This is a genomic window from Salipiger sp. ABF4_146, assembly GCF_056161345.1.
The window spans coordinates 113,118-134,246 of sequence record NZ_JBSWYX010000014.1 but is presented as its reverse complement, the minus strand read 5'-3'; the positions used below and the strand labels follow the sequence as shown (position 1 = coordinate 134,246).

Here is a 21,129-nt window from a genome sequence, read left to right as displayed (position 1 = left end):
GCTGCCCACAGACTTATCAACAAGGAGGTGCAAAGCGGCGGAAGACTCGACCCGAGTCAGGGGGGAATCCGGGGGGCACATCGCATGCACAGTCTATGCACAACGCATGCAGATGGCGGCGCGGGCCCGCTAGGGCGCGCGCATGGCCTATAAAGACGGCGGCGGGCCGAGAAAGCTGCCAGGGGGCGCGTGCAAACCAAAGAGACATCTTGCGACCGGCGCGCAAACGCGGCTTCGTCGCCACGCGCCAGGGTGCGGCGCCGCCCATCCTGCTGCGGCGCGCGCCACTTCGGCGCCCGCAGTGACCCCCGCGTTGCCGGGAGCATCTGTGCGAATATCCGGACCAGACGAAGAAAGACCACGATGTCCCCCGAAGAGAAAAAGACCCGCGAAAATCTGGCCGCCTGCTACCGGCTGGCCGCGCTGCATAAGTTCACCGATCTGATTTACACCCACATCACCGCCCGGGTGCCGGGCGAGGAAGGGCATTTCCTGATCAACCCCTATGGCTGGCGCTGGGGAGAGATCACCGCCGCGTCGCTGGTGAAGATCGACGTCGACGGCAACAAGGTGGATGGCAGCCCGCATCGGGTGAACCCGGCGGGCTTTACCATTCATTCCGCGGTGCACATGAACCGGCACGACGCCGCGTGGATCATGCACACGCATACGCGCGCGGGTGTGGCAGTGTCCTGTATGGAAGAGGGGCTGCTGCCGCTCAACCAGATCTCGCTGCAGTTTCACAATCGGATCGGCTACCACGATTTCGAGGGCATCGCGCTGGACCTCGAAGAGCGCGAGCGCATCGTCGCGGACCTTGGGAACCACCCGGTGCTGATGCTGCGCAACCATGGGCTCATCGCGACGGGCCGCAGCGCCGCCGAGATGTTCAACAACATGTTCTATCTTGAACGCGCCTGCGAAATTCAGATCGCCGCCACGTCCAGCGGTCAGCCGTTGCGTTTGGTGGACGACGCGATCGCCACCCGGGTCTATGAGCAGACCGTGCAGATGAACGAGGATGACGGCGATCTCGAGCTTGAGTGGCAGGCGCATCTGCGCTCAATCGAGGGCATGGGCAGCGACTACCGCGCCTGATATTGGGCCTGATACCGGGCCTCATACCGGGCCTGAGCGGCGGGGCCGGTCGCTTGCCCGCCTCGCCCTCATCGCTGGACAGATGCGCCGTGGCGGTATCCTATCGCGCGCATGGACCTTGACCTTGATCAGCTGCGCCAGTGGATCGGCCGCGAAGAGCGACAGTCCGAGGTGCTGACCGCCGCGCAGGTGCAGCGTTTCAACGCCACGTTTGATCGCGACGGAGAACTGGAGGAGGGCGCCGACGCGCCCCTGCTCATTCACCTATGTCTGTGCCAGCCCGCCGTGCCCGGAGCGCAGCTTGGCCCCGACGGGCATCCCGCCCGCGGTGGCTTTCTGCCGTCGGTGCCCCTGCCCCGGCGTATGTGGGCGGGCGGGGCTTTTGAGTTTCACGCCGCGCCCCGCATCGGTGAGACAATCACCCGCCGGTCGGTCATCGAAGACGTGCGCCTCAAGCGGGGCCGAAGCGGCGCGCTGTGCTTTGTCACGGTCACACATCATATCAGCGCCAAAGCGCGCCGCCTTGTGACCGAGCGACAGGAGATCGTTTACCGAGACGCCGGGGGCGCTGCCGCGCCCGCCCTGCCCCCGGCGCCTGCCGGGGCCGAGCGCCGGGTGCTGCCGCCGGACCCGGTGCTGCTGTTCCGCTACTCGGCGCTGAGTTTCAACGGCCACCGCATACATTATGATGCCCCCTATGTGACCGGCGAGGAGGGCTACCCCGGGCTGATCGTGCACGGGCCGCTGCAGGCCACGCTGCTGGCGCAGTTCGCCGCCGACCTGCGTGGCACGCCCCCTGCGCATTTCAGCTTTCGCAGCCTAGCGCCGATCTTCGACACGCATGCGTTCTCGCTCAACGCCTGTACCGAGGGGGGCGGGCTGCGCCTTTGGACCGCCGCCGAAAGCGGGCCGCTGGCCATGCAGGCGACGGCGCGGTGGTGACGCTGCGCCCGCCACGTTATGCTGCTGAATGCGGAGGGTGCCGGCAAATTTCGATCATCTTCCTTGCCTTATGCGCGCCCAGATGCATCTTCTGCGGAGTGTCCACCTTTAGCCTTACGCCGAGATGACAGCCACACAGACCCTGCCCCGGTCGCTTCGCGACTATCTTTTGAAGTCCAACATCGCGCTCGCGGTGTCGCAGACCGAGGCCGACGCGCCGCTTATTCTGGTGAACGATGCGTTCTGCAGGCTCACCGGCTACACCAGCGACGAGGCGGTCGGGCAAAACTGCCGGTTCCTGCAAGGCCCGGACACCACCGAGGAAACCCGCAAACCGCTGCGTGAATTCGTGCAGGGCGAGGGCCCGGACAACGGCCGCTTTCCGATCCTGAACTATCGCAAGGACTGCAGCAGCTTTCTCAACTTCGTCTTCATGACCCGGCTTTTCGGCGAAAACAAAGAGCCGCGCTTCATCCTCGCCTCGCAGTTCGACATGACCACCGCGCTGCGCCGCTCGGGCATTTCGGACAATGATGAGACCCTGCGCCGGGTGATGAGCGATGTGGAGCAGATCGGTCGCGAGTTCGGGCTCGCGATGGTAGGATCTGCACAATTGATTGCGGATTCGATCGCGATGATGGCAAAGCTGTCACTGGACGAAGACAGGCGCTAACAGGCAGCGAGCGGACCTCAGATGAAAGACAAGGATCTCCAGCAGAGCGAGATGACACGCGAGGACCGCGAGCGGCTGTGCATCGTCGGCATCGGCGCCTCTGCGGGCGGGCTCGAAGCGATCCGCGAGATGCTGACCGAGGCGCGGGCCGAGAGCAATCTGGCCTATGTGGTGATCCAGCACCTCGACCCCAATCACGAAAGCCTGCTGGCCGAGCTTCTGGCGCGCCATACCGAACTGCGCGTGCGGCAGGCCTCGGGCGGCGAGAAGATCGAGGTGGGCAATGTCTATATCATCCCGCCCGGCCACGGGCTGTCGGTGTCGGACGGCGTGCTGAACCTGACCGAGTTCGCGCAACCGCGCGGGTTGCGGCGGCCGATCGACGATTTCTTCGAAAGCCTCGCGGTGGATCAGGGCCGGTTCGCCGCCTGCGTGATCCTGTCGGGCACCGGCGCCGACGGCAGCGCCGGGCTGCGCGCCATCAAGGAACATGGCGGGCTGTGCCTCGTGCAGGAGCCGGACACCGCCAAATACGACGGCATGCCGACCTCGGCGCAGAACACCGGGCTGGTGGATTTCGTCCGCCGCCCCGGCGAGATCGTCGAAGCGATCGAACAGTTCTATGCGCATACGCTGGTGGATACCGCCGACCGGCAACTGGCCAATACCGTCGAGGCCCATCTTGAAGACATCTGCTCGGTGGTGCGCAACTTCGTCGGGCATGATTTCTCGGGCTACAAGAAGTCGACGCTGATCCGCCGGGTGCAGCGCCGCATTCAGGTGCTCGACCTGACCGATGCCAGCGCCTATCTCAAGCGGGTGCGGACGGACTCGCGCGAGTGCGAGGTGCTGTTTCGCGAACTGCTGATCAACGTCACCCGCTTTTTCCGCGACCCGGCGCATTTCGACCAGCTGCGCGAGATGGCGGTGAAACCGCTGATCACCGACGCGGGCAACGACGACGAGATCCGCGTCTGGGTGCCGGGCTGTTCCAGCGGCGAGGAAGCCTATACGATCGCCATGATGTTTGCCGACGAGGCGCGGCAGCAGCAGCGCACCGTCAACATCCAGATTTTCGCCACCGACATCGACGAGCAGATGCTGCGCATCGCGCGTGAGGCGACCTACCCGCAGGCCGCGCTGGCCGATATTCCCGAGACGATGCGCGACAATTACACCATCGCGCTAGACGGGCGGTTCCGCATCTCGGCGAAGATCCGCGATATGATCCGCTTTTCGGTGCATTCGATCGTGCGCGATCCGCCGTTTTCCAACATCGACCTGCTGTCGTGCCGCAACCTGCTGATCTACTTCGGCGACCAGTTGCAATCCTCGGCGCTGCCGATCTTCCATTATGCGCTGAAGCCGGGGGCGACGCTGTTCCTCGGCCCGTCAGAGACCGTCGGGCGCTACGACCATATCTTCAAGCCGCTGGACCAGAGCGCGCGTATCTTCCAGCGCAACAACAGCCGCCCGGAATACCCGCTGCATCTGCGCAGCCCGCAGCGCCACCCTTCCTCGAGCAAGCGTCACGCCGAGGCCGATGCCGAACCGCCGACCCGGCTCGACTGGGGCCAGAGCGATGTGACCGAGCGCATTCTCTCGGCCTATGCCCCGCCGACGCTGCGCGTGACGCCGCGCGGCGAGATCCTGCGCTCGACCGGCAAGCTGGGCAAATATCTCGAGGTCACGCCCGGTCAGGACAGCGACAACTTCGCGCCCTCGCTGGCGCGTGCCGGGGTGCGAGAGGCGCTGTCGGCCATTCTGCGGCAGGTCAGCCGCGGCAAGAAGCGAACCATCTCGCGCGATCTGACCGCGCGCTCGGAATTCGGCCAGCAGTCCTTTGACCTGATCGCCGACCCGCTGGAAGATGGCACCATCCTGCTGGTGTTCCGCGACCGCGACCGGTTCGAAGCGCTGGACGACGACGAGTTCGAGGATCTCGACCCCACCGACAGCCATGTGCAGAGCCTTGAACACGAGCTGCGCGACACCCGCGCCCGCCTGCACACCACCGTCGAGGAGCTGGAGACCGCGAACGAGGAGCTGAAAAGCTCCAACGAAGAAATGATGTCGATGAACGAGGAGCTGCAGTCGACCAACGAAGAGCTGTCGACGGTCAATGACGAGCTCAAGAGCAAGGTCGACGAACTGTCGGTGGCGAACGCCGATCTGACCAACTTCTTCGTCTCGACGGCGCTGCCGCTGGTGGTGGTCGACCGGCGCATGGCGATCCGCAATTTCACCGACGCGATCCAATCAATCTACCCGTTCCGCGGCACCGACCGCGGGCGCCCGCTGACCGAGGTGACCAGCACCCTGCGCCAGAACGAAGAGGTGCTGTCGACCATCAGCGCGGTGATGCGCGATGGCGACGTGCGCCACATGCGGGTCACCGACCGCTCGGCCGAGCGGACGTGGTCGCTGGTGATAACGCCCTACCGCAGCCGCGACGGCGATCTGAACGGGGCGACGCTGGTGTTCACCGAGGTGACGGACTCGCTGCGGCTCGAGGCGGCGCTGAAGCACGAGGGCGAGCGCCTGCGGCTGGCGCTCGACGTCTCTGGCCTTGCGGTCTGGGAGTGCGATCCGAAGGCCGGCACGCTCATTCTCGACGATAGCGGGCGGCGGATGCTTGGCATCGACGCGCTGCAGCTTTCGGTGACCGAACTGCTGAACGTCGTCGCACCCGAGCAGCGCGACGCGGTCGAGGCAGATCTGCAGACGGCCCTGACGGACGGCGAGATGCTGGACACGATCATCAAGCTGGCGTCGCACGGGCCGCACTCCCGTTCGATCCAAGTGGTCGGGCGCCGCATCGCTACGCAAAATGCCGAACGGATCTTGGGTGTTCTCTTCGATGTCACCGAAGAGCAGGACGCCAAGGACGTGCGCGAGATGATGCTGCGCGAGATGAACCACCGCGTGAAGAACATGTTCTCGATCATCTCGAGCATGGTGCGCATGGCCGGGCGCCGGGCGGAGTCGATCCCCGATCTCGTCGAGGGCGTGCAGACACGGATCAACGCGCTGGCGCGCTCGCACGATCTGACGCAACGCAGTTCACGAGCCCGCCGCTTTGGGCTCGCAGAGGCGATCCGCGCCTCGATAGAGCCCTATCAGGGTGATGCCGAGGTGACGATTTCCGGGCCCGAGATCCCCGTGGCCAACAACGAACTGACCTCGCTGTCGCTTCTCTTGCACGAATGGTCCACCAATGCGGCCAAATACGGTGTTCTGGGCCATGTGCCGGGTCGGCTTGAGGTAAGCTGGGCACAGCACGACAAAACCGTCGAGTTGGTATGGAACGAAATCCATGAAACCCGTGTTGAGCCTGACAACGGGGCCGAGGGCTTCGGCTCGACGCTGGTTCAGCTCTCGGCCGTGCAGCTGAACGGAACGGTCTCGGTGGACTACGGTGATCATGAACGAAGGATGGTACTGCGATATGTCCCCGATGAGCGGTGAGACGACCCCGACCAAGGGAAAGGTGATGATCTGCGAGGACGAGGTGATCGTCGCGATGGATCTGCAGATGCTCCTCGAGGATTTCGGCTACGAGGTGATCGGCCCCTACCCCAGCGTGGCGCAGGGCATTGCCGCGATAGAAGGGCTGCGCCCCGATCTGGCGCTGCTCGACGTGCGGCTGAAGGACGGCGAGGTTTATCCGCTGGCGGACAAGCTGCAGGAAATGGGCGTCGGGCTGGTGTTCCAGTCCGGGCACGTCAACGAAGAAGAAATCGCCGCGCGCTATCCGGAGGCGCGCTGCAGCCTCAAGCCGGTGAACCCGGCGGGCCTGCGCGTCGCGCTCGACAAGGCGGCAATGGCGGGCACCGCCTGATCATCGGGCGCACCCACGTGACCCCGATTATGTGACAGGCCGCGCCCACCGGCGGAGCCATAGGCCACGTCAGGCCGGCAGCACCACCGCCATGGCGCTCATCGCCACCACCCAAGAGGCTAGCACCGCCCCGGCAACGCGCCCGAGCCGTGCCTGCGCCACATCTGCAAGCCCCCACGCCAGCAGGCTGAAGGCCGCGATCCCCAGCGTTCCGCCAAGTCCGGCAAGCAGCCCCTGTCTGGTCAGCTCCGCAGCATCCCCGGCAAGCGCGGCAACCGCCCCCACCACCGCCGCCAAAATCACCATCGCGGCGCGCGGCAGCCGCACGCCCCAAAGTGCCAGCGCGCCCAGCAACAGCCCGGTCAGCGCCGTCGCCTGCAAGCCAAGGTGTGCACCCGGCCATAGCGGGTGCAGCACGATCTCTGCCGCTGCGGCCAACACAAGCGCCGGAAAGGCCAGCCGGACGCTGGCCACCGGCTGGCGCGCCATGAGGATCGCCAGCGCCGCCAGAAGCAGTGTCTGCTGGGGCGCCATCAGCGGATGCAGCAGCCCGCCATAGAACGGGCCGAGATCGCCGAAGGCGTTATGCGCCGAGGCCGCGCCCGGGAGCAGCAGCCCGGGCGCAGCGCATGTGGCGCGCCGGGCCGCCGCCGCGCGTCTCACAGCGCGCCGACCAGAAACCCCGCCCCGAGGGCCGCGATCACGCCGCCCGCGCCGCGCACCGCGAAAGTGCCGACGCGCGTGCGGGTCAGCATCCCGAAGGCGATGCCGGCCAGATGCAGGACCCCGGTGCCGATGACGAAGCCGCCCGCATAGGCCAACGGATGCACCGCGCCCGGCATTTCGGTGCCATGGGCGTGTCCGTGAAAGACGGCGAAGACCGCGACGATGATCGCCGCCACGGTCAGCGGCGGACGCGCGGCAAAGAGCACGGCAAGGCCGATCACCACACCCGAGGCGGCGATGCCGGTCTCGATCCCCGGAAGCGGCACGCCCGCAGCCCCCAGCATACCGCCAAGCGCCATGACCAATGGGAAAGTCACCGGCAGCAGCCAGATCGCAGGCTGACCAAGGAAAGCGCCCCAAAGCCCCACCGCGACCATGGCGATCACGTGATCCCAGCCGAGGATCGGGTGCAGGAACCCGGTGAGGAACCCGCCCGCGGCGACGTCGCCAGCGTGCGCCAGAGCGGGCGCCGCCGACAGCAGGGTTAGCAGGGTGAAGCTCGCCGCGGCAGCGGAAATCTGTTTGGAATGCATGGCAAAAATCCTTTCCCGCCCGAAATAGCCGGACCGGCCTCAGACTGCCACGGCGAAAATCGAAAGGCGAGTGATTTACGTTGGCTTCTGCGCTTGGGCGAGCATGGTCATCTCGGGGATCATCGGTCCGACGGTCACCTCGTCAAAGCCCGCGCGCTCCAGCGCCTGCGCCAGCCCGGCGGCGTCGAGCGAGGCGGCCTGCGGCGTGAAGGCGGTGTGCTGCAGCTGCCACAGCGCGGTGAGATGCGGGCCGCTGCGATCCCCGCGCACGACGAAATCATGCACCAGCAGCGTACCGCCGGGGCGCAAGGCGCGCAAGGCGGCATCAAAAAGCGGCGCATGCGCCTCGGCGGGCACGCCCGACAGCAGGTAGGACATCAGAACCACGTCCTGTCCCTCGGGCCAGTCGAGGTTGGTGGCGTCGGCCTCCATGTAGGTGATGCGCTCCTCGAGGCCCGCCGCGGCGACCTTTTCGCGCCCCACCGCCACGACGTTGGGAAAATCGACGATGGTGGAGTGAAGCTGCGGAAAGGCCTTGCAGAAGGTGATCGAGAAGGCCCCGGTGCCGCCGCCCACGTCCAGCATCCGCCGCGCGCCCGACAGATCGAGCCGCCGCGCCAGCACCCCAGCCGGGCCAAGCGATCCCGCGTGCTGGCTGTCGGAGTAGAGCCGCGCCTCTTCGGGATCGGAGAACCATTGCGCGTAAGACCCTGTGACCCCGTCGGGCAGTTCATCCTTCAGCGCCGGCTCCAGCTGGCTCATCAGCGGATACATCTGGCGTCCGACTTGTAGGCGCAGGTAATCGCTGAAGTCGTATTTCTCGCCTTTCACCAAAAAGGCGGCGGCGGCGGGGGAATTGGTGAAGCGATCCTCCTCGACCGAGACCACGCCCAGCCCGCTCAGCGCGGTGAGCAGGGTGCGGGCGCGTTCGGGATGCAGATCGCAGGCAGCGCCGATCTCTTCGGCGCTGCGCGGCCCTTCGGCCAGCGCGTCGAACAGGCCGAACTCCAGCGCCGCGAACAGCGCTTTTGACCCCATGAAGCCGAAGGCGATGTCGGATATTTCGTGTGCTTCGTTGAGCAATGGCATGCACTCTCCCTCTCCGTTGACCCTCAAGACCTAGCAAGCGGCGCCTTCGAAAGACAGGAAAAGCCGGGGGACGCGCTCAGAGGTCGCGGCGCGAGAGGATGTCGGCGAGCACAATATAGGAGGCCGCGACATGGCTGCGCATGAGGCTGCGCGCGGACTCGGCGTCTTGTCCGAGGATTGCCTGCGCGATGGCGTCATGTTCGGCGCGCGAGCTGTCGAGGCGCGACGTATCGACGTGGAAGTTCGCCGTCCGCCACGCTTGCGTACGCAGGTTCAGCTCGTCCAGCACCGACGAGAGCGCGGCATTGCGTGCCCCGGTCTTGAGCGTGGCGTGAAAGCGCGCGTTGATCACGCTGTAGCGTTCGGCGTCGTCGCCGCAGCTTTTACCTTCTTCGAGGATGGCCTGCATGTGCTGGCGCTCGATCTCGGTCATCCGGTGCGCTGCCAGCGCCGCCAGCACGCTTTCCACCTCGCCCACCGCCTCAAAAAGCTCTGCCAGATCGCTGGCCTTCATCTGCCGCACCACAAAGGCGCGGCGCGCGCCGCGCTCTGCCAGATTGGCCTGTTCGAGCCGGTGCAGCGCCTCGCGCACCGGCGTGCGCGACACGCCGAACTGTTCGGCCAGCGCCTGCTCGGCCAGCGGCTCACCGGGCTGCATCCTTCCCGCCACGATGCGGTCCACAAGCGTGTCGAAAATGCTTTCTGCCGTCCGAATAATCACCAGCCGCGCGCCTTCGTCAAAATGAACACTTTTATCTTGTTAATGTATACATGTCTGCGCAACCTGAAACCACGTGACGACAGGTCGGTACCGGAGGAAACAGAAAAAATGCCGTCCAATTGGGCTGATCGCCAAGAAAACCGGGACAACCGGAGAGACTCGGCCCTCTGCACTCGTCCGGACATGGGAGGAGACCATGCCAACAGGAGAGACAAGACATGACGCAAGTCGACCACAAGAAAGTGCTCGCCGAGCGCCTCTCGGCCCGCTTCGGCCGCCGGGCGGTCCTCAAGGGTCTCGGGGCCGGCATCGTCGCCGCCACCAGCGCCGGCAGCTTCCCGGCCATCGCGCGCGCGCAGCAGAGCGGCCATCTGAAGATCGCCTCGGTCAAGGTGATCGACACGCTTGATCCGCATTTCACCGGCTTCCTGTCGGCGATCCAGATCATCAACAACATCCACAACGGCCTGCTGAAGATCGCCTACGACGGCGAGCAGGTGACCTTCGAGCCCGATCTGGCCGAAACATGGGACCTTGAAGACGACAAGACCCACGTCTTCAAACTGCGCGAAGGCGTGATGTTCCACGACGGCACCCCCTGTGACGCCGAAGCGGTGAAATTCTCGCTGCTGCGCGTGAAAGAGGGCGAGCCGACGTCGCCGCACGCATGGAAGCTGGAACTGCTCGACGAGATCGAGATCGTCGATGACCTGACGCTGAAGCTGCATTTCTCGCAGCCCTATGCCTTCCTGCCGGTGGCGCTGAACGGCTCCACGGGCCGCGCGGGCACCATCGTCAGCCCCGCCGCCGTGGAGAAATACGGCACCGATTACGGCCGCAACCCGGTCGGCACCGGCCCGTTCAAATTCGTGTCGTGGCGCGAGAACGACGCCATCGAACTGGAGGCCAACACCGAGTATTTCGAGGAAGGTCTGCCGAAGCTCGAGCGCGTCACCTTCGTGCTGATGAACGAAGCCTCCACCGCGCTCGCCGCGCTGATGTCGGGCCAGATCGACGGCATGACCGACTGCCCGATGCAACTGGTGGATCAGGTCGATGCCTTCCCCAAGGCAACGCTCTACGGCGAGATCGAAGGCAACTACACCTTCGTCGGCATGAACTGCAAAAAGGGCCCGTTCACCGACATCAACCTGCGCCGCGCCGTCGCGTGGGCGCTGGACCGCGAGACGCTGGTGAAACAGGCCTATTTCGGACGCGCCCAGCAGGCCTACACCCCGATCTCGCCGCCGATGACCGACTTCTTCGACCCCGACATCGCGACCTCGGGCCGCGGCCAGTGGTTCGATCTGGAGAAGGCCAAGGAATTCCGCGCCATGGCGGAAAATCAGGACGAGATCGAAGTCACCTACATGATGGCCGAGCGTGGCCCGGTCGGCACCCGCGTGGCGCAGACCGTGGCGCCGATGCTGGCCGAGATCGGCATCAAGGTGAACCTTGAACTGATCGAACCCGCCGCATGGGTCAAACGCCGCAACGAAGGCGATTTCGACCTCTACGATTTCGAGTGGGTGGCCGACCTCGACCCCGACGAAGCCATCTACCCCGAGTTCAAATCGGACGGGGCGTGGAACTTCTGCGGCTGGGAAAACACCGAGTTCGACGATCTGTGCAAACAGGCTCAGGTGATCCTCGAGTCCTCGGAGCGCGCCAAGCTCTACCACGCAGCCGAAGACCTGCTGATGGACGAGGCGCCGATCGGGATCATGGCGCATATGCCGATCTACAAGGTGTTCTCGGACAAGGTGCAGGGCTTCAACTACATCCCTGCCGACCTCGTGAACCTGCATACGGTCAGCCTCGCCTGATGCTGCTGGTCCAGACTCTCGGAAAGATCGGGCAGACGCTTGTTGTGCTGTTCATCGTCTCGGTGGCCACCTTCGGACTACTGAAGCTGGCGCCGGGCGACCCGGTGCAAATCATGCTCGGCTCGGAATACTCGCAAGAGGCCTACGAGTCGCTGACGGCCGAAATGGGTCTGGACCGGCCCTTTCTGGCGCAATACGCCGACTGGGCTTTGAACTTCGTGCAGGGCGACTGGGGCACCTCCTTTGTCGCCCGCACCGACATCTTCACCTACGCCTTCAAAGAGGCGCTGCCGGTGACGCTGACGCTGGCCAGTTTCTCGCTGGCCTTCGCGGTGCTGATCGGCGTGCCGCTGGGGGTGCTGTCGGCGGTGAAGAAAGACACCGCCTTCGATGCGGGCTCGGCGGTCTTTGCGCTGACCGGCACCGCGTTTCCGTCGTTCCTGCTGGGCATCCTGCTGATCTGGTTCTTCGGCGTGAAACTGGGGCTGTTCCCGGTGATGGGATACGTCTCGCCCTGGCAAGATTTCTGGGGCGGCATCTATCACATGATCCTGCCGGGGCTGACGCTGTCGACCTATTTCATCGCGATGATCACGCGCCTCACCCGCGCGACGCTGATCGAAGTGCTCGACCAGCCCTATATCGCCGCCGCCCGCGCCCGCGGCGAGCCAAGCTGGCGGGTGATCTGGGTGCATGGCGTGCGCAACATCGCCATGCCGCTGGTCACTATCCTCGGCCTGCAACTAGGCACGCTGCTGCAAGGCACCGTGCTGACCGAGACCGTGTTCAACCTGCCGGGCATCGGCCAGATGCTGACCTCGGCGGTGCTGGGACGCGAATACATGGTGGTGCAGGCCGGCGTGATGATGACCGCCTTTCTGTTCATCGGGGTCAACCTGCTGGTCGACCTGTCCTACCCGATCCTCGACCCAAGACTGAGAGACCGCAAATGAGCGCAGAGGCCACCAATCCCCCGGCCCCCGCAACGCTGCCGCCCGGCGGGCCGCAGCCCGGCCAACCCCGTGCCGCCAAGGCGGCCCGCGCCCGGCGCTCGATCTTCCTGCGCCGCCCGTTCTTCACCGTGGCGCTGATCGTGGCGCTTGGCTATGTGCTGGCCGCCGTCTTCGCGCCCTATGTGGCGCCCTATGATCCGGTCATGCAATCGATGGAGGCGATGATGCAGCCGCCCAGCGGCGCGCATCCGCTGGGCACCGACAGCTATGGTCAGGACATCCTGTCGCGGGTGATCTACGGCGCGCGTTATGCGCTGATCATCGGCATCTTCTCGGTGCTGATCGGCGCCGCGGGCGGGCTGGTGATCGGCCTTGCCGCCGGGCTGTCGGGCGGCTGGGTGGAATGGGCGCTGATGCGGCTCATCGATTCCATCCTCGCGCTGCCCTCGCTGATCCTCGCCGTCGCGTTCATCGCCATTCTCGGGCAGGGCGTCGACAAAGTGGTGATCGCTGTGGGGCTTTCCATGATCGGGCCGTTCTCGCGCACCGTCCGCGCCGACGTCATGCAGGTAAAGGTGCAGGGCTTTGTCGAGGCGGCGCACCTGATGTCGATCCCCTCGCTGCAGGTGATCCGCCGCCACATCCTGCCCAACGTGATCTTTCCGCTGGCGGTGCAGGTGACGATCCGCATCTCTGAGGCCATCCTCGTGTCGTCCTCGCTGTCCTTCCTTGGAATCGGTGTGACACCCCCCACCCCCGACTGGGGGCTGATGATCGCCGAGGGGCGCGATTTCGTCAGCTTTGCACCGTGGATGTCGGCGATGCCCGGCTTTGCGCTGGCGCTGCTGCTGATCGCCCTGTCGATCGTCGGCGATGGTATCCGCGAGGAATACGACCCCAAAAGCCGGAGGGGCGCATGATGCTGCAGCAGATAGATGCCGAGGCGCTGCTGCGCGTCTCGGACCTGACCGTGCACCGCGGCCCGGCGAAGATCCTCGATCGCGTCAGCCTGACGCTGGCGAAGGGCGAGACGCTGGCTCTGGTCGGCGAGAGCGGCGCCGGCAAATCGACCATCGCCACCGCGCTCATGCAGCTGCTGGATGGGGCCGATGTGGAGGGTACGGCGGATTTTGAAGGCGCGGGCGATCTGCTGTCGCTGCGGCCGCGCCAGATGGTGAAGCTGCGCGGCCAGCGCCTGTCGATGATCTTTCAGGACGCCGGCGCGGCTTTGAATCCGGCCTACACCGTGGGCCGCCAGTTGATCACCACGCTGCGCCGCAACCTCGGTCTCTCGCGCAGCGAGGCCCGCAGCCGCGCCATCGAGCTTTTCACCCAAGTCGGCATCAACGACGCCGAGGCGCGGCTCTCGGCTTTCCCGCATCAGCTTTCGGGCGGGATGCAGCAGCGGGTGATGGTGGCCATCGCGCTGGCCTGCAACCCCGACCTGCTGCTGGCCGACGAGCCGACGTCAGCGCTCGACGTGACCATTCAGGCGCAGATTATCCGGCTGATCCTGCAACTCACCCGCGCGCGCGGTGCCAGTTGCATCTTCGTGCTGCATGATCTGGCGCTGGCGAGCCAGTCCTGCGACCGGATCGTGGTGCTCTACGCCGGGCAGGTGGTGGAATCCGGCCCCGCAGAGGAGGTGCTGAAGCGCCACCGCCACCCCTACACGCGCCAGTTGGAAAGCTGCGTTCTGGAAATCGGGCGCAAGGATCTGGTGGCCCCCGAGGGCACCGTGCCCTCGCATGACCAGATGCCCGCCGGCTGCCGTTTCGCCACCCGCTGCCCGCGCGCGCTGGCGAAATGCGCCGGAGAGGCGCCGCCGCTGACCCCCGCCGATCCGGCGCGCAGCGGCGCGCGTGACCATCTCTTTGCCTGCTGGAACCCGGAATGATGCTCGATACCGCCACAACCGGCACCGCCCCGGCCCGCACCGCGCCCGTCTTCGAGTTGATCGAGGTCGAGAAGGTCTTTCAGGTCCGCCCGCCGGGCCGCCGCTTCACCCGCGAGAAGGTGGGACTGCGCGCGCTCGATGGCGTGCGTCTGAGCGTCGAGAAAGGCGCGTCGATCGCGCTCGTGGGGGAAAGCGGCTCGGGCAAGTCGACCCTGCTGCGCGTGCTGCTGGGGCTCGACGCACCCAGCGGCGGACGCGCGCTTTACCACGGTCGCCCGATCCGCGAAGTGCGGGCCGAAGGGCCGGGCTTCGCTCGTGACGTGGCCATGGTCTATCAGGACGCGCGCGGCTCGCTCGATCCACGAATGACCATCGGCGCGCTGATCGCAGAGCCCTTGCGCCATTTCGGCATCGTGCCCAAGGCGCTGGAAGAGGCGCGGGTGGCTGAACTGCTGGAGCGCGTCGGCCTTCCCGCCGACGCCGCCAAACGCTATCCCGCCGCGCTTTCCGGCGGACAGGTGCGCCGCGTCGCCATCGCCCGCGCGCTGGCCTCCGAGCCCTCGGTGCTGGTCGCCGACGAGGCGGTCTCGGGGCTTGATGTCTCGACGCAGGCGCAGCTGCTGACCCTGCTGCGCAAGCTGCAGCAGGAGATGGGGCTGACGCTAGTCTTCATCACCCATGATCTGGGCGTTGCCAGCTACCTGTGCGAGCAGATCGCCATCATGTATCTGGGCCGGATCGTCGAAACCGGCCCCACCGACGCCGTGCTGAACGCCCCGGCGCACCCCTATGCCGCCGCGCTGCGCGGCGCCGCGCCGCGCTTCTTCGAGCCGATCCCCGAGCCGCTGCCGGGCGAGATCCCAAGCCCGCTCGATCTGCCCAAGGGCTGCCGGTTTTCCACCCGCTGCCCGATGGCGCGGGAGGATTGCCGCGCGCGCGACCCACAACTCGGGCGGCTTGGCACCGGTCGCGCGGTGGCCTGTCTGCACCCGCTCACCCCATCACAGACTTGACGAGACTCCGCCGAGACCGCCATCACTCACGGAAAAGACACTCGGCACTTTTTATGACCCACAGGACGACCACGCATGTTTGACTTCTTCTCCGCCCGACGCCCCAGCACGCTGGCCTCGAAGGCGATGATCGCCACCTCGCATCCGCTGTCGACGGCGGCGGGCCTCGAGGTTCTTTCGGCGGGCGGCAACGCCGTCGACGCGGCCATTGCCGCCGTGGCGGTGCAATGCGTGGTCGATCCGCTGATGACCGGCATCGGCGGCGACTGCTTCGCGCTTTACGCGCCGAAGGGCGGCGCGGTGAAGGCGCTCAACGGCTCAGGCCGCGCGCCTGCCGCGGCCAGTGTTGCGGCTTTGAAGGACGCGGGGCTGACCGACGAGATCCCGCAGACCAGCCCGCATTCGGTGACCATCCCCGGCGCGATCTCTGCGTGGTGCCGCCTGCATGAAGACCATGGCTCGCTGCCGCTGGCGAAACTCTTCGCGCGCGCCATCGGATATGCGGAGAACGGCTATGCGGTGACCCCGCGCGTGGCGCAGGACTGGGCCGAGACTGCCGAACTGGTCGGCAAGGACGAGCATGCAGCCAAGGTCTTTCTGCCCGGCGGTCGCGCCCCGGTGGCGGGCGAGCGCCATGCGCAGCCGCTGCTGGCCGTGCGCCTGCGCGAGATCGCCGAAAAAGGCGCGGCGGGATTCTATCAGGGTGAGACCGCCGCGAAGATGACAGCGCATCTGCAATCGCTGGGCGGGCTGCACACGGAAGAGGACTTTCACGCGGGCACCGATCAGGCGTTCTGGACCGATCCGATCTCGGCGCCCTATGGCGGCTACGACGTTGTCGAATGCCCGCCCAACGGCCAAGGGCTTGCCGCGCTGCTGATCCTGCGCATCCTGTCGAAGTTCGACATGGCCGCCGAGATGTCGGAAGCCGACCGCATCCACCTGCACGCCGAGGCGACCAAGATGGCCTACCACCATCGCGACGAACTGATCGGCGACCCCGAAAGCTGTCCCGGCGTGGTCGAGACCCTGCTGTCGGACGAGGTGGTCGACAGGCTCGCTGCACGCATCGACATGACCCGCGCCATGCCGCCCGCGCTATGGGACGAGCCCGAGCACAAGGACACGATCTACCTTTCGGTGGTCGATGCCGAGGGCAACGCGCTCTCCTTCATCAACTCGATCTTCCACGGCTTCGGCTCGACCCGGCTCGACCCCGAAACCGGCGTGCTGTTCCACTCGCGCGGCGCATCGTTCCGGCTGATCGAGGGGCACCCCAACGCCATCGCACCGCACAAGCGCCCGATGCACACCATCATCCCCGGCATGCTGTGCAAGGACGGCGAGGCGGTCATGCCCTTCGGCGTGATGGGCGGGCAGTATCAGGCAGCGGGCCACGCGGCCTTCCTGTCGGGCGTTCTGGACCTCGGGCTGGACCTGCAGGCGGCGATGGACGCGCCGCGCAGCTTCGCCTTCGGCGGCGAGTTGCAGATCGAGCCGAGCGTGTCGCCCGAGGCGCGCGCCGAACTCGAAGCGCGCGGCCACAAGCTCAAGGTGATGGACAGCCCCATTGGCGGAAGTCAGGCGATCCGCGTCAGCGAAGAGACCGGCCTTCTTTCGGGCGGCTCGGACAGCCGCAAGGACGGCATGGCGCTCGGCTTCTGACACCATCGCAGGGCAGCCATGCAGGCAAGGGGCGCAGGCGGGCATTGAACCCAGCCGCTCCGGCCATACCTGAACGCCAGTCTACGAGGCGCCCGCAGACCGGGCGCCTCTTTTCGTTTCGCGGCTCCGTCTCGGCTTTTTTCTGCGCGTGAATTTTCTGCGACGGAACCCGAGACATCCTCCGTGTAACCCTCTGGAAGCAATTCGGAGCCGCCCATGAGTTTGCGCAAAACCGCCGCGATCACCGCCCTTCTCGCTCTTGTAGGGGCCGGCGCGGGCTGGGCCTATCTGGACCATAGCGCCGCGCCCACCGAAAGCGCGCCGCAAACCGTGGCGGTGACCCGCGGCACGGTCGAACGCACCGTGCTGGCCACCGGCCTGATCGAAGCGCAGAACCTCGTGTCGGTCGGGGCGCGTACCTCGGGGCTGATCGAGAAACTGGCGGTCGCGGTCGGCGACGAGGTGGCGCAGGGCGATCTCATCGCCCGCATCGACTCGCTCGAACAGCAGAACGCGGTGGCACAGGCCAAGGCCGATCTGGCGCAGATCGAAGCGGAAATCGAGGCCAAGAAGGCCGAGATACGGCAGTCCGAGCTCGATCTCGAGCGGCAGCAAGGGCTGAATTCCAAGCGGCTTTCGGCCACCTCTGATCTTGAGGCCGCCGAGGCGACGCTGGCGATGAACCGAGCCAACCTGCAATCGCTGAGTGCGCAGCAGGCGCGGGCCGAGATCGAAGTTTCGACCGCCGAGCTGGATCTGGAGCGCACCCGCATCACAGCGCCCATGAGTGGCACCGTCGTGGCGGTGGTCAACGGCGAGGGCACCACGGTCAATGCCGCGCAGGAAGCGCCGACCATCGTCAAGGTGGCGCAACTGGACCGGATGGAGGTGAAGGCCGAGATCTCCGAGGCCGACGTGGTCAACGTGAAGGCCGGTCAGGAGGTGGCGTTCACCCTGCTCGGCGCGCCCGACCTCAGCTACCGCGCCGATCTGGCGTCCGTCGAACCTGCGCCATCGTCGATTGAGGATGACGACGAGATCGATACCGACAGCGCGATCTACTACAACGCCCGCTTCACCGTGGACAACGCCGACCGCCTGCTGCGCATCGGCATGTCGGCGGATGTCACCATCTACCTCAGCCGCGCCGAGGATGTGCCGGTGCTGCCGCTGGCGCTGCTGCCCGTGGAAGGCCCGGACGGGCGCACAGTGGTCGAGGTGCTGGGCACCGATGGCCAATCCGAACCACGCGCAATCGAGATCGGCATGAAAGACGCCGCGCGGTTTCAGGTGCTGTCGGGGCTCGAACCGGGCGAGCAGGTCATCGGTGCCGCGCCCGCTGCCGCCGGCTCCGGAGGCCTTAGTCCCGGCGGGCGCGGCGGCCCGCGGATGATGGGCTTCTGAGGCGCGCCATGTCCCTGATTGACCTTTCCGGCGTCGAGCGCAGTTTCACTGCGGGCGAACAGACCGTACGTGTGCTGCGCGGCATCGATCTGTCCATCGAGGCGGGCGAGATGGTGGCGATCATCGGCCAGTCGGGCTCGGGCAAGTCGACGCTGATGAACATCCTCGGCTGCCTCGACCGTCCCAGCGCGGGCAGCTACCGCTTTGACGGGCGCGACGTGAAGGCACTGACCGATCTCGAACTGGCCGAGCTGCGCCGCGACCACTTCGGCTTCATCTTCCAGCGCTACCAACTGATGGCCGAGCTCGATGCGGTGGGCAACGTCGAGATCCCCGCCATCTACCGTGGCGCCGCCCGCAAGGCGCGGCGCGAACGGGCGGAGGCCCTGCTCACCCGGCTCGGCCTCGGCGAGCGGCTCGGCAACCGGCCCGGCGCGCTTTCGGGCGGGCAACAGCAGCGGGTCTCGGTGGCGCGCGCACTGATCAACGGCGGCGAGGTGATCCTCGCCGACGAGCCGACCGGCGCGCTCGACAGCGCCTCCGGGGCCGAGCTTATGGCGCTGCTGCGCGAGTTGCACGCCGAGGGGCATACGGTGATCCTTGTCACCCACGACCCGCAGATCGCCGAGGCCGCCGACCGGGTGATCGAGATCAGTGACGGCGAGATTGTCGCCGACATCCGCAAGCGGCCACACACCGCCCCTGCCCGTGTCGAGAGCAACCACCCCGCCGCCTCCGGCTTCGGCGCGCTGGCCGACCGGCTGCGCGAGGCGACGCGCATGGCGCTGAAATCCATGGCGGCGCACAAACTGCGCTCGTTCCTGACCATGCTCGGGATCATCATCGGCATCAGTTCGGTGGTCTCGGTGGTGGCGCTTGGCAATGGCAGCCAACAGACCGTGCTGGAGAACATCGCCTCGATCGGCACCTCGACCATCGACGTGCGGCCCGGCACCGGCTTCGGCGATCGCCGGGCGAACCGCGTCGACACGCTGGTCGGCGGTGATGCGGACGCGCTGGCGCCGCTGGCCTTCGCAGCCTCGGTGTCGCCCGAGGTCTCGACCAGCGCCACGGTGATCCACGGCGCCACCAGCGCCTCGGCGCAGGTCAAGGGCATCTCGGCGGGGTATTTCCAGCTTGGCGCCTATACGGTGACCGAAGGCGCAGCCTTCACCCAAGGCGATCTGGAGGCCCGCGCGCAGGTGGCGGTGCTCGACAGCGACGCCGCCGAGACCTTCTTCGGCACCGAGAGCCCCATCGGCCAGCGGCTGATGGTCGGGCGCGTGCCGCTGCAGGTGATCGGCGTGGTCGAGGCCTCGGGCGCCAGCTTCGGCCCGCAGTCGATCAAGGTCTTCACCCCCTACACCACCACCATGGCGCGGATCACCGGCAGCCGCACGGTGGATTCGATCTCGGTGCAGGTGGCCGACGGCTACGACATGGCGCAGGCCGAGACCGAGATCACCGAGGTGCTGGCCCGCCGTCACGGCACCATCGATTTCTTTCTGACCAACACCGACACCATCCGCGAAACCATCCAGAGCACCTCGAAGACGCTGACATGGCTGATCTCGGCCATTGCGCTGATCTCGCTCTTTGTCGGCGGTATCGGGGTGATGAACATCATGCTTGTTTCGGTCACCGAGCGTACCCGCGAGATTGGCATCCGCAAGGCGGTGGGCGCGCGGCGCTCGGACATCACCGCGCAGTTCCTGATCGAAGCGGTGCTGGTCTGCCTGATCGGCGGCGCGCTCGGCGTGGCGCTGGCCTACGGGCTGGGCGCAGTGCTGGGCGTGGTCGCACCGTCGATGCGGCTGGTGTACTCGGGGGCGACCGTGGCAGCGGCCTTCGGCTCGGCGACGCTGATCGGGGTGATCTTTGGCTACCTGCCCGCCCGCTCGGCGGCGAAGCTCGACCCAGTGGTGGCGCTGGCTCGGGAGTGAGGGTGCAGCCTGCCCGGTTCCACCGCTGCAGCTTTTCTCACCGATAGGCGCCCGCCTCCTGCAACCGCTGCTCGAAGCGGGTGATATTGGCCAGCGCGTCCCCGGATTGTACGACCATGCTCGCCACCAGCGCCTCGGAAAGAGCGAAGGTGCCGATCATGCTCGGCAGCGGCTGCGGCCCGTGCATCTCGGGCAGCATCACCACATCCGCGCCGCGCGCCAGCGGCCCCTTGGGGTCGTCGGTGATCGCGATGGTCCGAGCGCCCTGCCGCAGCGCCAGTTCATGCGCCGCGATGGTCTCGACCGAATAGTGCCGGAAGCTGATCGACAGCACCACGTCCTCGGGGCCGGCGAGCGCAAGCCGGTCGCGGATGTCCCCCGGCGTGCCCGCGCGCGGCGCGAAATTGTCGAACGCCATGCGCGCGGTATAGCCGAGGTAGTCGGCTATGGCGTAGCAGCTGCGCACCCCCACCACGTAGACCTGCCGCGCCCCGAGCATCAGTTGCGCCGCCCGGTCAATCGCCGCCCGGCTCTCTGGCCTGAAGGCGCTGTCGAGATTGCGATGCCCCGCCTCGCGGATCGCGTCCAGCACCGAAGCGCTGTCTTTGCCGGACAGCGCGCCGGCCCGCCTGCCGTAGATCTCGCCCTGCTTCTCGCCGCCGTGGCGCAGTGCATCCTGAAACGCATTGCGGCACGCCTCATAGCCGCCGAACCCAAGCGCCTGAGACAGCCGCACCACGGTGTTGGCGTTGGCCCCCGAACGTTCGGCAAGGCTGCGCACGGAATTCAGCGCGATCTCTTCGGG

Annotated in this window: 18 protein-coding genes; 13 read left to right on the top strand and 5 right to left on the bottom strand. The window is 66.5% G+C overall.

Annotated elements, in window-relative coordinates; all coding sequences use genetic code 11:
• Positions 1-336: 336 nt before the first annotated feature.
• The 5 genes from ACXAJT_RS19485 (at position 337) to ACXAJT_RS19465 (ending at position 6,554) form a co-directional block, all read left to right on the top strand.
• Complete coding sequence (locus ACXAJT_RS19485) at positions 337-1,098, top strand: class II aldolase/adducin family protein (RefSeq protein WP_475237757.1); 762 nt, start codon at positions 337-339, stop codon at positions 1,096-1,098.
• 111 nt (positions 1,099-1,209) lie between these two features.
• Positions 1,210-2,040 carry an HTD2 family dehydratase gene (locus tag ACXAJT_RS19480; RefSeq protein ID WP_475237750.1) on the top strand — a complete coding sequence of 277 codons (831 nt, stop codon included), beginning with the start codon at positions 1,210-1,212 and terminating at the stop codon, positions 2,038-2,040.
• 124 nt (positions 2,041-2,164) lie between these two features.
• A complete protein-coding gene (locus tag ACXAJT_RS19475; RefSeq protein ID WP_475237748.1) occupies positions 2,165-2,713 on the top strand; it encodes a PAS domain-containing protein in 549 nt (182 codons plus the stop codon).
• Positions 2,714-2,734: 21 nt separating this feature from the next.
• Positions 2,735-6,181, top strand: coding sequence for a chemotaxis protein CheB (locus ACXAJT_RS19470; RefSeq protein WP_475237746.1), 3,447 nt, complete (start codon positions 2,735-2,737; stop codon positions 6,179-6,181).
• A complete protein-coding gene (locus ACXAJT_RS19465; RefSeq protein ID WP_475237744.1) occupies positions 6,162-6,554 on the top strand; it encodes a response regulator in 393 nt (130 codons plus the stop codon). The genes ACXAJT_RS19470 and ACXAJT_RS19465 overlap by 20 nt, the downstream gene beginning before the upstream one ends.
• Before the next feature lie 69 nt (positions 6,555-6,623).
• On the opposite strand, the gene ACXAJT_RS19460 is transcribed toward ACXAJT_RS19465, so the two are convergent.
• The 4 genes from ACXAJT_RS19460 to ACXAJT_RS19445 all read right to left on the bottom strand — a co-directional run bounded on the left by ACXAJT_RS19460 (position 6,624) and on the right by ACXAJT_RS19445 (position 9,623).
• Positions 6,624-7,217 carry a hypothetical protein gene (locus tag ACXAJT_RS19460; protein WP_475237742.1) on the bottom strand — a complete coding sequence of 198 codons (594 nt, stop codon included), beginning with the start codon at positions 7,215-7,217 and terminating at the stop codon, positions 6,624-6,626.
• Complete coding sequence (locus ACXAJT_RS19455; protein WP_475237740.1) at positions 7,214-7,813, bottom strand: HupE/UreJ family protein; 600 nt, start codon at positions 7,811-7,813, stop codon at positions 7,214-7,216. The genes ACXAJT_RS19460 and ACXAJT_RS19455 overlap by 4 nt, the downstream gene beginning before the upstream one ends.
• Positions 7,814-7,888: 75 nt before the next feature.
• Positions 7,889-8,902: a methyltransferase gene (locus tag ACXAJT_RS19450; RefSeq protein WP_475237737.1), complete on the bottom strand. Its 1,014-nt coding sequence runs from the start codon at positions 8,900-8,902 to the stop codon at positions 7,889-7,891.
• Positions 8,903-8,978: 76 nt separating this feature from the next.
• The gene (locus ACXAJT_RS19445; protein ID WP_475237735.1) at positions 8,979-9,623 is read right to left on the bottom strand and encodes a GntR family transcriptional regulator; all 645 of its coding nucleotides are present in this window, start codon (positions 9,621-9,623) and stop codon (positions 8,979-8,981) included.
• A gap of 218 nt (positions 9,624-9,841) precedes the next feature.
• Between ACXAJT_RS19445 and ACXAJT_RS19440 the strand changes: the two genes are divergently transcribed.
• The 8 genes from ACXAJT_RS19440 (at position 9,842) to ACXAJT_RS19405 (ending at position 20,324) form a co-directional block, all read left to right on the top strand.
• Positions 9,842-11,449 carry an ABC transporter substrate-binding protein gene (locus tag ACXAJT_RS19440; protein ID WP_475237733.1) on the top strand — a complete coding sequence of 536 codons (1,608 nt, stop codon included), beginning with the start codon at positions 9,842-9,844 and terminating at the stop codon, positions 11,447-11,449.
• Positions 11,449-12,402 (top strand): ABC transporter permease, encoded by a 954-nt coding sequence (locus tag ACXAJT_RS19435; protein ID WP_475237731.1) that lies wholly within the window; start codon positions 11,449-11,451, stop codon positions 12,400-12,402. The genes ACXAJT_RS19440 and ACXAJT_RS19435 overlap by 1 nt, the downstream gene beginning before the upstream one ends.
• Positions 12,399-13,322: an ABC transporter permease gene (locus tag ACXAJT_RS19430; RefSeq protein WP_475237729.1), complete on the top strand. Its 924-nt coding sequence runs from the start codon at positions 12,399-12,401 to the stop codon at positions 13,320-13,322. Before ACXAJT_RS19435 ends, ACXAJT_RS19430 begins: the two co-directional genes overlap by 4 nt.
• Positions 13,319-14,299 carry an ABC transporter ATP-binding protein gene (locus tag ACXAJT_RS19425; RefSeq protein WP_475237727.1) on the top strand — a complete coding sequence of 327 codons (981 nt, stop codon included), beginning with the start codon at positions 13,319-13,321 and terminating at the stop codon, positions 14,297-14,299. Before ACXAJT_RS19430 ends, ACXAJT_RS19425 begins: the two co-directional genes overlap by 4 nt.
• A complete protein-coding gene (locus tag ACXAJT_RS19420; RefSeq protein ID WP_475237725.1) occupies positions 14,296-15,312 on the top strand; it encodes an ABC transporter ATP-binding protein in 1,017 nt (338 codons plus the stop codon). Before ACXAJT_RS19425 ends, ACXAJT_RS19420 begins: the two co-directional genes overlap by 4 nt.
• A gap of 75 nt (positions 15,313-15,387) precedes the next feature.
• On the top strand, positions 15,388-16,977 hold the full coding sequence (gene ggt / locus ACXAJT_RS19415) for a gamma-glutamyltransferase (protein ID WP_475237723.1): 1,590 nt from the start codon (positions 15,388-15,390) through the stop codon (positions 16,975-16,977).
• Positions 16,978-17,193: 216 nt separating this feature from the next.
• The gene (locus ACXAJT_RS19410) at positions 17,194-18,381 is read left to right on the top strand and encodes an efflux RND transporter periplasmic adaptor subunit (RefSeq protein ID WP_475237721.1); all 1,188 of its coding nucleotides are present in this window, start codon (positions 17,194-17,196) and stop codon (positions 18,379-18,381) included.
• 8 nt (positions 18,382-18,389) lie between these two features.
• Positions 18,390-20,324: a MacB family efflux pump subunit gene (locus tag ACXAJT_RS19405; RefSeq protein WP_475237719.1), complete on the top strand. Its 1,935-nt coding sequence runs from the start codon at positions 18,390-18,392 to the stop codon at positions 20,322-20,324.
• A 37-nt stretch (positions 20,325-20,361) separates the two neighbouring features.
• Here ACXAJT_RS19405 and ACXAJT_RS19400 read toward each other — a convergent pair whose 3' ends face one another.
• On the bottom strand, positions 20,362-21,105 hold the full coding sequence (locus ACXAJT_RS19400) for a MurR/RpiR family transcriptional regulator (protein WP_475237717.1): 744 nt from the start codon (positions 21,103-21,105) through the stop codon (positions 20,362-20,364).
• Positions 21,106-21,129 lie beyond the last annotated feature (24 nt).